This is a genomic window from Pseudomonas chlororaphis, from assembly GCF_001921865.1.
GTDB lineage: Bacteria > Pseudomonadota > Gammaproteobacteria > Pseudomonadales > Pseudomonadaceae > Aquipseudomonas > Aquipseudomonas chlororaphis_D.
Genome location: NZ_MSCT01000012.1, coordinates 64,573 through 76,829 on the forward strand (window position 1 = coordinate 64,573; position 12,257 = coordinate 76,829).

The following is a 12,257-nucleotide window of genomic DNA, read 5'->3' on the forward strand; positions in this document are numbered from 1 at the left end:
TTCTTTTACCCCCCATATCCGTGAACAATTGTCCGACAATCTAAAATTTAAATATTAAATAAAGGTAAAGATTATTTTGCCGACTGCGTCGCAGTTTTTAGTTCATCGCGCATTGTTCCACCCAGTTAGTTTCATGGCGTCCAACAGGGTTTCGCCGCTCAGTGCCGGAACGCTCGCGCCGCTGTCCGCGGTCATCGGTTCGCCTGCCAGCAGCGCGTTGACGATGGCCTCCTCCACCGCTTCGGCGGCCGCGCTGAACAGCGCCGAAATGTAATCGTTGTTGAGCATCGCCAGCGGCGTACTGAAAGGTACGCCCGGGCGACCGTAGGCCGAAGGCGGTACGTCGCGATTGCCCGTGGCGAAGGCCAGGAAGATATCGCCGCTGGAATCCTCGGTGCCGCCGCCAGTGCGGGCAATGCCGATGGACGCGCGCTGCGCCAGGCGCTGGCACTGGTGCGGCAGCAAGGGCGCGTCGGTGGCCAGGATCACCACGATCGACCCCATGCCCGGCGTGCCGCGCTCGGCGAACGGCGACGGGATCCCGCTCAATTGGCGCCCCACCGGATAACCGTCGACCCGCAACTCCGCGCGCTTGCCGTGGTTGGCCTGGACCAGCGCGCCCACGGTGTAGCCGCCCTGCTCCCCCGGCACCCGGCGCGAGGCCGTGCCGATGCCGCCCTTGAACTCGTGGCAGATCATCCCGGTGCCGCCGCCGACCGCGCCTTCCTGCACCGGCCCGGACTCGGCATTGGCCAGCGCTTCGCGGACCTGCTGCGGGCCGACATGCTGGCCCCAGATATCGTTGAGCAGGCCATCGTAGGTCTCCATCACCACCGGCATGCACCAGTATTCCGCGGGGTCCGCCAGGCTCGCATGTTCCTCGGCGATCAGCGCGTCGCGCACCACGCCGACGCTGTGGGTATTGGTGATGGCCAGCGGCGTGGTCAACAGGCCCGCCTCGCGGACCCACTCCAGCCCCGTGGCGTCGCCGTTGCCGTTGAGCACATGGCAGCCGGCGAAACAGGGTTGCAGCCGGGCATGCCCTTCGCGCGGCTGCACCAGGGTCACCCCGGTCCGCACTTGCTTGCCGTCCACCGTGGTCTTGAGGGTGCTGTGGCCAACCCGCACCCCGGGAACGTCGGTGATGGCATTGAACGGGCCGGGTGTGCCCAGGCCCAGGCTGATCCCCAATTGACGTGCGCGCATGATTTCTCCTTAGAGTTTCTGAAACGCCGGGCTGAACCGGCCGTTGGTGCCATACAGGATCACCGACAGCGCCAGCAGGCCGACAATCACCATGATGTCCCTGAGCGAAGCCTCGAGGAACAGATTGAACAACAGATAGCCGGAGCCGATCACCGCCAGCAGCGCCGGCACCGGCCACAGCGGCATGCGGTACGGGTGCGCGCGGTCGCGCAGCAGCACCCGGCTCATCAAGGCGCTGAGGGCGACGATCAGGTACACCAGCATGATCAACAGCACGCTGAACGACGTCAGGTCGGCCAGGTTCGAGCTGAAACTGAGCACCGCCGAGGGGATAGCCAGGAACAGCGTGGCCAGCCAGGGCGAATCCCAGCGCGGGTGAATCCGCGTGAACAGCCGGTTGATGCCCGGCGTCCACAGCGCATCGCGGCCGCTGGAGAACACCACCCGGCCGATCTGGATCACGATCGCGACGATGGCGTTGAACACCGAGAGGAAGATCCCGGCGCTGACCACCCGCGACAGGGGCTCGTTGCCGTGGCTGGTCAGCAGGTAGCCGATGGGGTCGGGGCTGGCGAGCATGGCGCTGAGGGACGGCGCGCCGATCAGCAGCGCGGTCAGCGGCACCAGTTCGATGATCACCACCAGCACCAGCGACCAGAGCACCGCCTTGTGCACGCCCTCGCCCCGGCACTTCATGTCTTCGGCCAGCAGGACCGCCGGGCCGTAGCCGTTATAGGAAAACAGGCCGATGCCCACCGCGCCGATCACCAGGGCCCAGGGCGCCAGGTGCAGCACGCCGTTCTCGACGATCTGCGGTTGCAGCAGGATGCTCGCCGGCTGCGAGGCATTGCCGAAGCCCAGGCAGACGATCACCAGCAAGGCGGCGATCTCCAGCAGCAGGCAGGTGCCGGTGATCCAGGCGTTGAGCTTGATATTGAGGATGCCCAGCGCGTAGCTGCAGACCACGATGACCAGGGCCACGGTCTGCGAATCGAAGCGCGTGCCCAGGGCATTGTTCAGGTAAGTCGCCGCGCCGGTGGCCAGCACCGGCGGGATGAACAGCAGCATCACCAGCACCGTGAGGAAGGTCGCGTAGCCGGCCATGCCGCCGAACACCCGCTTGGCGTACACGTACTCGCCGCCGGCGCTGTTGTGGGCGCGGCCCAGCTCGGCGTAGCAGAAGGCGAACATCAATGCCAAGAGGCCGGCCATGACAAAGGCCAGGAACACCCCGCTGCCCGCCTGGTGGATGGCGAATGGGGCGATGACAAAGACCGAGCTGGCGGGGGTCACGCCCGACACGGTAATGGCCACTACATCGAATACGCTCAGCGTGGGTTTCAGGGCGCCTTGCGGCGCACAGGGAGAGCTCATGTCGTTATCCTCGTGGTTATTTTTGATTTGAGGCAGAAACGCAGAACGTCAGGCGGGTGCGCTCTGGGGCGCATTGAATGAAGGCCACTTTAGGCAGCCCCGGGCCCTGGGCCAATTCCCCTATTGGAGTACTCCCCCTTGACGCGGCCGGGCAAATCGCCGAAACCGTCAGTCCAACTGGCGCAATACGCGCCAGATCACAGCGACATCGACGCGGAGCCAGCGGTTTGATCACTCTGTTCAGGGAAATCGGCATGCATGCCGGACTCGGGCGCACCCTCTCGCAGATCGGCGGCGAGCGTTTCTGGAAACAATTGGTGCTGTTGCTGCACCAGGCCCTGCCGTTCGATAACGCGCTGGCGATCTTCTATCCGCACAACGGCCTGCCCAGGGCGCTGGAGGAGTACGATGCCGAGCCCTCGGACAAGCCGGCGTCGATGCTCACCTACCTCAACGGCCTGTACCTGCTGGACCCGTTTTTCCAGGCCTGCCGCGAGGGTTATCCCAGCGGTGTCTACCGCCTGGAGGAAGTGGCGCCGGACCATTTCCGGCAGAGCGAGTACTTTTCCAGCTACTTCCACGACAACGTGCTGGAGGATGAACTGCAATTCATCCTGCAGGTGCCGGAGGCCGGCGCGCTGTCGCTGTCCCTGGGCATGCAGCGGCCGTTCAGCGCCGAAGAGATCGGCCAGCTCACCACGTTCTCGGCCTGGGTCCTGCCACTGATGCAGCAGCATTGGCAGCAGAGCAACCAGCGCCCGCCAGTGCCCGCCGCCGACGAAATGGCCAGCCAGATCCGCGACGCCCTGAGCCATTTCGGCTGCGGCGTGCTGTCGGATCGGGAGGTGGAAATCGCCCGGTTGATCCTGCGCGGCTTCTCGTCCAAGGCCATGGCCGAACGCCTGAAGATCTCCCCGGACACCGTCAAGGTGCACCGGCGCCATCTCTACGCCAAGCTCGACATCTCCTCGCAGCCGGAACTGTTTTCGCTGTTTATCCAATCCCTGGGGCATGACCTGGAAAACCCCTGAGCCTGGCCCGGCGCCAATCCTGTAGGAGCCAGCTTGCTGGCGATAGGCGCGATGCGGTGCGCCTGACCCGACGCCATCGCGAGCAAGCTCGCTCCTACAGGGGGTTATGCGTTCAGCGCATGGGCCCGGTAGTCCCTGGGCGATTGTTCGAAATGCTTCTTGAAGGTGCGGCTGAAGTGCGCCGAATCGGTGAACCCCCACTTGAAGGCAATGTCGGTGATCGACTGGTGGCGCAGGCGTGGGTTGCCCAGGTCGTTCGCGCTGCGTTCGAGGCGCGAGCGCTGGATGAAACGGCAGACGCTGTCGCCCTGCTCCTCGAACAGCCGATACAGCTGGCGCACCGAGATATTCATCTGCCCGGCCAGCGACACCGGGGTCAGGCCGGGCTCATTCAGGGACTGATGAATCAGCTGCCGGGCCTGGCTGCGCAGGCAAACGCCATGCTGGCTGTCGTAGCCGTCCAGGGTCGGGCTCGGCGGCTGGCGCAGCGTCGGCCCGAGCAGCGCGATCAGCGCCTCTTGCAGGGCCTGGCCTTCCTGGCCGGCGGCGCAATCCTGCAGCTCGCCGCCGCAGATCTGTTCCACCAGCACGCGCATCAGCCGGCCGCTGGCGCAGCCCTGCGAAAGCTTGCCGAACGTGCGTTGCTGCGCCGGCAGGTGGCGACAGACCTCGTCCCGGGACAAATGCAGGGAGGCATGCTCGATCAGCCCATGGGGCACGATTTCGCAGGCCCCGGCCGAATCCAGCAGGGCCATTTCCCCCGGCGCCAGTTCGATGCTCTCGCCGCCCTGGTTGAGCTGGGCATGGCCGCTGCGCTGCAGGATCAGGAAACAGTGGCGATCGTCCTCATGATCGACGCTGGTGCTCTTGCGGGAAATCAGGCCGGCATTGGTGCGTATCTGCGCCACCTCGAGGCCCGCGTAGTCCCGCAGGCCGACCTCCCCGATAAACAACGCCGGATTCAGCGCCGGGCGCGCGTCGAACCGACCGCAGACACCCTGCAATGCACCGACCCAGGAACTGAAACTATGCGAAGCAAGCACTGTGCACCTCCAGTAGCCGTTTGAGACCGCCTTTGTTGTTATGGCGATATCATTAACATGTTATCTATTTGCCGGGCAAGGAGCCTCGGCGCAATGGATAGCCTGTTATGGCTTAAGCACGGGCTGTGCCAGCCCGGATGGGAATAGCTCAGTGGTCGTCCAGCAGTTGCCGCAAGCGCTTGAAGGTCGCGAGCAAAGCGCCCCGCTGCTCGGCGCTGAGGCGGATGTAACGGCGGAAACCGGGCAGCCGGTTGACCACCTCGCTGGCGCCAAAATGCTCCAGGCAGACCGTCCAGCCCTGTTCGCCGCGCCGCAGTTGCAGGCGCTTGAAGTCCAGCGGCAGCAGCGCCTCCAGCAATTGCGGGTCGCTGCCCAGCCGTTGCAGCAGCTCGGCCCACTCCTCCGGCGTACCCTGTTTCAGACAGGCGGTGAAGCCCTGGCGACGAATCGCCCCGGTATGCCGCAGATCGATCCGCGCCGCCGGCCCCGGCCGGGCCGGAATCTGCAAGCGAAACTCGCAGACCACCAGGTGCATCAGGAACTGCGCCTGGGGCAGTTCCTGGACCTCGAAGACCAACCCGCCCTCGGCCCAGGCGAAACGTGCCGCCCCGGGCGCCAGCGGCACCCAGTCGAGCCCCGGCAGATCGCGGCACAGCTGGTTCAGGGTCGCCCCCGGGCGGTAACCCGAGGGCGGACGCCGCCAGAAGTCAGAGAGGTTTTGCCGCCAGCTTGTACTGCTCATCGGGCTTCGCTCCAAGGTCCTGCGCTTGAGTGTCAGAGGGGGACTCCAGGTTGAAGGCTTTCTCCAGCACCTCCTCCACCGGCACCGGGCGGAACGGGTTGACCTTCTGCACGAACAGGGTCCAGACCAGCGCATAGATCGCGGTCAGCCCGAGCATGCTGCCAAAGGGCACGTAGATATCCCGCGGGTTCATGCCTGGCGGCGTGATGTACCACATGCCCAGGAGGATGCCGATGGACGAGACGATCTGCGGCAGCGGGAACCACGGCGACTTGTAGGCCCGCGGCAGGTCCGGACGACGGATGCGCAGCACCACCACCGACAGGGTCACAAGCAGGTAGGCGGTGCTCCAGGCACAGACCGCGGCCAGCACCAGGTGCATGATGTTGTCGGTGCTGCCGCCCAGCCACCAAGCGTGCAGGCACGGAATCAGCACTGCCACGGCGATGCACAGCAGCGGCGTCTTGAAGCGCGGGTGCAGGTAGGTGAACGCCTTGGGCAACGCGCCGTCCAGCGCCATGCCGTAGAGGATGCGCGGCAAGCCGGCCATCAGCGTGTTGATGGTCGCCGCGCCGGCGAACAGCAGGCCGACGCCCAGCCAGATCCGCCCGTAGGGCCCCATGACCTGCTCGGCGAACTGCGGGATGGCCATCGGCGTGTCCAGCAGGTGCACGCTGCCGTCTTCGCTCAACGCGACGTTCGCCACCTGGCGCTTCATCGCCGCGCCGTAGATGAACATGCAGGTGGCCACCCCCACCAACCCCAGGGCCATGGCCCGGGGAAGGGTTTTCGCCGCCTTGCGCACGTCTGGCGCCAGCGGCGTGACGAACTCGCAACCGACGAACATGAACATGGCCATGCCCACCAGCGACAGGATGGTCGGCAGGTCGGTACCGACCATCGAGTCGCCGAACCAGCCGTTCAGCTCCACCGCCGGCGCCTTGAGCACCCCGACCACGCCGAAGACGATCAGGGTGGTCCACATGCCGAAGGTCAGGATCACCTCGGCGCGGCTGAAGGCGGTGATGCCGACGGCATTCAGCAGGCCGAAGAAGATCACCAGGCCGACGCCCACCAGCCAGGCGCTGCCGCTCTGCTCCAGCAAGGTGTTGAGGGACTCGAAGTTCACCAGGGCCATGACGCCGCTGAGGATGGTTTCCGCCGTGCCGGCGAACACGTGCACGATCAGGTAGGCGGAAATGGTCCCGGTGATGGCGAAGAAGCGCCCCAGGCCGCAGGCCAGGTAGTCGTATACCGAGCCGTTGGTGGGGATCATGCAGGCTGCCTCGGCGAAGGTCGTCGATTGCGCGAGCATCATGACCATGGCGATCACCATGGCCATGGCGAAGGCGCCGCCGCCGATACCGAACCCCGTGGTGGCCGTGAGGATCACCGGGCTGGCCATGATCAGGCCGACGGCGCTGGCCAGGGCCGTGGGGAACCCGACCACACCCTGATTCAGGTGTCGGGTGAGTCTGTCGTTGAAAGACATGATGTCTGGACCTCGAAAGCATGGCTGATGTTGTTGTTTTAGGCATTTCAAGGGCACGCGGACGTGCTTGTTGCTGGCTGTCTGCGCAGCCTGGATGCTCTACCTTTTTTGTAGTCGCTGCCGCAGGCGGCGATAAGGCCGAAGGCCTTCGGCGATCTTGAGATCTTACGCACCCTTCGGGCGCGATCGCAGCCTGCGGCAGCGGCTACAGGCGGCTAGAAGGCGATGCACACCGACTTGTTCTCGGTATACGCCTCTATCGCCGCGTGGCCCATCTCGCGACCGATGCCCGATTGCTTGTAACCGCCAAACGGCATCGACGGATCGAGCATGTTGTGGGTGTTGACCCAGACCGTGCCGGCCTTGATCCGCGGGATCAGGTCCATGACCTTCGCCAGGTCGTTGGACCAGATGCTCGCGCCCAACCCGTACTGATTGTCGTTGGCCAGCGCCACCACTTCGTCGATCTCGTCGAAAGGCGTGGCCACCACCACCGGGCCGAAGATTTCCTCGCGCACCACCTGCATGCCCGCATGCACCTCGGCCAGGACCGTCGGGCGCACATAAAAGCCCTGCTCGCCATGGGCCACCCCGCCGCACAGCACCCGCGCGCCGTCGGCCACGCCCTGGCCGATCATGTCCAGCACGCGCTTCTGCTGCTTGGCGGAAATCAGCGGGTTGATCTGCGCCTGCTCGTCCAGGCCCGGGCCGATGCTCAGGGAGCCGGCGATGGCCGCCAGGCGCTCCAGCACCTGGTCGAAGATCCCGCGCTGGACATACAGCCGCGAACCGGCGGTGCAGACCTGGCCCTGGTTGAAGAAGATCGCCCCGGCGGCGCCGGCGGCCGCGGCCTGCGGGTCGCAGTCGTCGAGCACGATCACCGGCGACTTGCCGCCCAGCTCCAGGGAGAACCGGGTCATGTTGTCTACCGCGGCATGGCCGATGACCTTGCCGATCTGGGTCGAGCCGGTGAACGCCAGCTTGTCGATCCCCTTGTGCCCCGCGAGGGCCGCGCCGGCCTGGGCGCCGCTGCCGGTGACCACGTTGACCACCCCCGCCGGTATGCCGACGTCCAGGCACAGCTGGCCCAGGCGCAAGGCGGTCAGCGGGGTTTCGTCGGCCGGCTTGAGCACCACGGTACAACCGCAGGCCAGGGCCGGGACTATCTTCCAGATGGCCATCAACAAGGGGAAATTCCACGGCACGATGGCGCCGACCACGCCCACCGGCTCCGGCACCGTATAGGCGCGGTAGCGGGCGCCGGGAACGGCGGCGATGGACAGGTCCAGGCTCTTGCCCTCGATCTTGGTCGCCCAGCCCGCCATATAGCGGGTGAACTCGGCGGCGGCGCCGACTTCCAGGGCCCGGGACAGGTGGATCGACTGGCCGTTGTTGAGGGTTTCCAGCTGCGCCAGCTCCTCGCCGTGGGTCTCCAGCAAGTCGGCCAGCTTCAGCAGCAGGCGCTCGCGATCCGCCGGACGCTGCGCGGCCCAAGGGCCCTCGAAAGCGCGCCGCGCGGCGGCCACGGCCAGGTCGATATCGGCACCGGCCCCGGCGGCGACGCGGGTCAGTTCTTCGCCGGTGGCCGGGTTGAACACCGGCATCTGCGCACCGGACAGGGCCGGCTGGCTGCGCCCGTCGATCAGCAGGCCGTGCTGGCTGTCGATAAAGGCGGCGACGCGTGGGTCGATGGCAAGGCTCATCTGCAATCCTCAGGCAATGGACGGGTACGGCCCAGACTCTGAGCGCAAACCCCGGCAGCGTCTTGATTCTGCCTGCCGCGAAACTTGGCGCTGGTTGCCAGGGCTTTGCCCCGATGCCGTGGGTAGCCGCTGCCGAGCTTGCGAGGCTGCGTACGGTTGCGAAGCGACCGCAAAACCTGCGTTCGCGGTGAGCCTGGAGAAACGCATTGCCCGGTTTGGCGAGCGCTGCGCGCTCGTGCGCAGCCTGCGGCAGCGGCTACAGGGATTGCGCAGCTTTGTAGCCGCCCGCCCGCAACGCTGGCAGCGACGGTCAAGAGCCCTGGCACACAGAGGCAAGCACCGCGCCGGGAAAAGGCGCACTACTATGTCCCACGCTGTCTGTGCGTTATCAGGAGACTCAACGTGAGCGAACAAAGCCGCTTCTGGCATCCCATGCTGCACCCCAACGAAATGCAACAACGCGAGCCGATCCGTATCGTTCGCGGCGATGGCTGCTATGTCTATGACGACCAGGGCCACCAGCTGGTGGACGGTGTCGCCGGGTTGTGGAACGTCAACGTCGGCCACAACCGCAAGGAAGTGAAGGCGGCGATCACCGCCCAGCTGGACGAGCTGGAATACTTCCAGCTGTTCGACGGCGTCAGCCATCCGCGCGCCGAAGAGCTGTCGCGGGTGGTGATGAACCTGCTGGAACCCGAGGACATGCGCCGCGTGGCCTTCAGCTCCGGCGGCTCGGACGCCATCGAGACCGCGTTGAAGCTGGCCCGCCAGTACTGGAAACTCGAAGGCCAAGCGGACCGCACCAAGTTCATCTCATTGCGCCAGGGCTACCACGGCACCCACTTCGGCGGCGCCTCGGTGAACGGCAACACGGTGTTCCGGCGCAACTACGAGCCCCTGCTGCCGGGCTGCTTCCATGTCGATACGCCCTGGCTGTACCGCAACCCCTACAGCCAGGACCCGGAAGAGCTCGGCAAGATCTGCGCCGACCTCCTCGAGCGGGAAATCCAGTTCCAGAGCCCCGACACGGTGGCGGCCTTCATTGCCGAGCCGATCCAGGGCGCCGGCGGCGTGATCGTGCCGCCGGCCAACTACTGGCCGCTGATCCGCGAGGTCTGCGACAAGTACGGCGTGCTGCTGATCGCCGACGAAGTGGTGACCGGGTTCGGCCGTAGCGGCTCGATGTTCGGCAGCCGCCTGTGGGGCGTGAAGCCCGACATCATGTGCCTGGCCAAGGGCATCACCTCCGGCTACATCCCCCTGGGCGCCACCGTGGTCAACGAACGGATCGAGGCCGCCTTCGCGAAGAACGGCAACTTCACCGGCGCGATCATGCACGGCTACACCTACTCCGGGCACCCGGTGGCGTGCGCGGCGGCCCTGGCCAGCCTCGACATCGTGGTCAAGGAGGACCTGCCGGCCAACGCGGCGAAGATGGGCGACTACATGCTCAAGCAACTGCTGCCGTTCGCCGAGCGTTTCGAGCGCGTCGGCGAGGTGCGCGGCAAGGGCCTGATGGTCGCCCTCGACCTGGTGGCCGACAAGCGCACCCGCGAGCCGATCGACCCCATGGGCGGTTATGCCAACCAGGTGGCGCAGATCGCCCGCGACAACGGGGTGATGGTGCGCCCGGTAGGGACCAAGATCATCCTGTCGCCGCCGCTGGTGATCCAGCCGGCGCAGATCGATGCCATCGTCGGCGCCCTGGAACTGGGCTTCACCCAGGCCCGCTGAGCCGGTCGCCGCAGCCTTGAACCGCGGGCCGCGCAGGCATTGATGCCGGCACGGCCCGCACGATCACGGAAAGCCCTTCGGGGCTTTTCGCAGCCTGCAACAGCGGCTATAGGGAAAACAACTCCATGACCTTCAGAGGGTTACGACCCTCTTCTCATTCAATCATGAAGAGGCATTCGTCCCATGCCTACGCCGAACGCCCCGCCGGATGCCCAGCAGCTTGGCCAACGCTGCATCGCCGCCTTCACCCAAGTGGTGCCGGCAACGCTATGCGCCTTCTATCGCATCGACTCGCAATTGCAGGCCGGGCATTTCTCGCTCTACCACATGAGCCAGCAGATGCACGACGCCTACCTGCAACGCTACCGCCACTACGACCCCCTGCGCCCGCGCAACTGCCTGGCGGCGGGCCGCCCGGTGCTGTCGCTGCACATGGGCATGGCCCAGCAGGGCCGGCATGAAACCGAGGTCTACCAGGGTTTCCTGCAGCGCCACGGCGTGCTGGATGTGGTGGAAATCCTCGCGCGCAATGCCGGCGGCAGCCCGATTGCCGGCTTGTCGCTGCTGCGCGACGCCAGCCTCGGCCCGTTCCAGCCCGGCGAACTGAGCACCCTGCAAGCGCTGCAAGGCCTGCTGGAGATCGCCGCCCAGGCCCCCTATTCGGCCGACGACGAACGCCTGGGTGGCCTGACCCCTCGGGAACGGCAGATCGCCTGGCTGCTGCGCGACGGCGCCTGCAACAAGACCATCGCCCAACAGCTGGCGCTCGGCTTGCCGACGGTCAAGACCCACCTGATCAACCTGTTCCGCAAGGTCGGGGTGAACAACCGCACCGAGCTGGTGAGCGCGCTGTTCCTGTAAAAAAACCGCCGACTCAACCATCCGGTTGATGGGCAACAACGGCTTGCACGCTGAACATGAGGTTCTTCTTCATCAGCCGAGAGCCGCCCCATGAGCCAAGAACAACTGCCGCAACCCGAATGGATCACCGTTGGCGCCCTGGCCGAGGGGTTTGCCGCCGACAACCATATCCTGCCCGCTCTCGACGTGTTTTCCGGCCGCAGCCTGACCCTGCATTTCGCCAACGGCTGGCGGATCGAACACCGGTTCGGCCCCCGGTCGCTGCACTGGCAGGACGCCGACAGCCCGGCCAGAGGCGAAAGCATTTATCGAGTGACATCAATACGTTCCGGTATTTACCTGGTGGACTTTCTCAAGTCGGAAGACGGCCAGACCCACTCGGTCAGCCTGATCCTCGACCTTGAGCAACGCATCTTTACCGCGGTCATCGGCCAGATGCCGAGCCAGGCGCAAACCCGCGTCGACCTGTTCAGCCGTGCCCTGGCCGGCGAAGAGCTGACCAGCGTCAAGGCGCAGTTCTTCCACGGCGGCATCGACGCCCCGCCGACCGCCAACGGCGCCCGCCATGCGCCGACCGACGAACTGGTGGGCCTGCGCAACCAGTACACCTACAGCGCCACCGAAGCCTACGAGCACGTTTACCTGAACCGGAACTTCTACAGCTGGCAATGCCTCAAGGGGGTCGAGCAAGGCCTGGCGGACACCGACCGCTGCCATTACTACAAGCTTGCCGAGCAGCTGTACCTGTTCGTCTGGCGCGAAAAGATCGTGCCGACCCTGGGCTTGGTGCTGATCGACCTGCGCGCCGGCCGCAGCGACGGCAAGATCTTCGGTTACCAGGGCAGCGACTTCGCCACGCCCAGCAACTTCCCGGTGGGCGCCCTCGCCCGGGTGCTGAACCTCACCACCCACCCCTGACGCCTGTAGCCGCTGCCAAGCGCCAGCGCGGCTGCGTACGGCAACGCAGTTGCCGCCAAACCTGAGCTTGCGGTGCGTCAGGCCGAACAGGTTGTGCGGATTGCGACGGCTACCCGGCGTAACTCCTATTCCAACATTCCACAGGACCTCGAC

Annotated in this window: 10 protein-coding genes; 4 read left to right on the forward strand and 6 right to left on the reverse strand. The window is 65.8% G+C overall.

The window, feature by feature from the left end; genetic code table 11:
• Positions 1 to 102 precede the first annotated feature (102 nt).
• Both BTN82_RS15740 and BTN82_RS15745 read right to left on the reverse strand, forming a co-directional pair.
• Positions 103 to 1,206 carry a P1 family peptidase gene (locus BTN82_RS15740; RefSeq protein WP_075120055.1) on the reverse strand — a complete coding sequence of 368 codons (1,104 nt, stop codon included), beginning with the start codon at positions 1,204 to 1,206 and terminating at the stop codon, positions 103 to 105.
• 9 nt (positions 1,207 to 1,215) lie between these two features.
• Complete coding sequence (locus tag BTN82_RS15745; protein ID WP_075120056.1) at positions 1,216 to 2,580, reverse strand: APC family permease; 1,365 nt, start codon at positions 2,578 to 2,580, stop codon at positions 1,216 to 1,218.
• Positions 2,581 to 2,807: 227 nt separating this feature from the next.
• Here BTN82_RS15745 and BTN82_RS15750 point away from each other — a divergent pair, with 227 nt between their 5' ends.
• A complete protein-coding gene (locus BTN82_RS15750; RefSeq protein ID WP_148169565.1) occupies positions 2,808 to 3,611 on the forward strand; it encodes a helix-turn-helix transcriptional regulator in 804 nt (267 codons plus the stop codon).
• A 104-nt stretch (positions 3,612 to 3,715) separates the two neighbouring features.
• Here BTN82_RS15750 and feaR read toward each other — a convergent pair whose 3' ends face one another.
• From feaR to BTN82_RS15770, 4 genes are all read right to left on the reverse strand, one after another.
• Complete coding sequence (feaR, locus tag BTN82_RS15755; RefSeq protein ID WP_075120058.1) at positions 3,716 to 4,654, reverse strand: transcriptional regulator FeaR; 939 nt, start codon at positions 4,652 to 4,654, stop codon at positions 3,716 to 3,718.
• Positions 4,655 to 4,802: 148 nt separating this feature from the next.
• A complete protein-coding gene (locus tag BTN82_RS15760; protein ID WP_075120059.1) occupies positions 4,803 to 5,396 on the reverse strand; it encodes a DUF3156 family protein in 594 nt (197 codons plus the stop codon).
• The gene (locus BTN82_RS15765; RefSeq protein ID WP_075120060.1) at positions 5,362 to 6,888 is read right to left on the reverse strand and encodes an APC family permease; all 1,527 of its coding nucleotides are present in this window, start codon (positions 6,886 to 6,888) and stop codon (positions 5,362 to 5,364) included. The genes BTN82_RS15760 and BTN82_RS15765 overlap by 35 nt, the downstream gene beginning before the upstream one ends.
• A gap of 215 nt (positions 6,889 to 7,103) precedes the next feature.
• Complete coding sequence (locus tag BTN82_RS15770; RefSeq protein WP_075120061.1) at positions 7,104 to 8,591, reverse strand: aldehyde dehydrogenase family protein; 1,488 nt, start codon at positions 8,589 to 8,591, stop codon at positions 7,104 to 7,106.
• 402 nt (positions 8,592 to 8,993) lie between these two features.
• Between BTN82_RS15770 and BTN82_RS15775 the strand changes: the two genes are divergently transcribed.
• The 3 genes from BTN82_RS15775 to BTN82_RS15785 all read left to right on the forward strand — a co-directional run bounded on the left by BTN82_RS15775 (position 8,994) and on the right by BTN82_RS15785 (position 12,104).
• Entirely contained in the window at positions 8,994 to 10,325 is a 1,332-nt protein-coding gene (locus tag BTN82_RS15775; protein ID WP_075120062.1) for an aspartate aminotransferase family protein, read from the forward strand.
• A gap of 183 nt (positions 10,326 to 10,508) precedes the next feature.
• Positions 10,509 to 11,186 (forward strand): helix-turn-helix transcriptional regulator, encoded by a 678-nt coding sequence (locus tag BTN82_RS15780; RefSeq protein WP_075120063.1) that lies wholly within the window; start codon positions 10,509 to 10,511, stop codon positions 11,184 to 11,186.
• A gap of 90 nt (positions 11,187 to 11,276) precedes the next feature.
• Positions 11,277 to 12,104, forward strand: coding sequence for a molybdenum cofactor biosynthesis F family protein (locus tag BTN82_RS15785; RefSeq protein WP_075120064.1), 828 nt, complete (start codon positions 11,277 to 11,279; stop codon positions 12,102 to 12,104).
• Positions 12,105 to 12,257 lie beyond the last annotated feature (153 nt).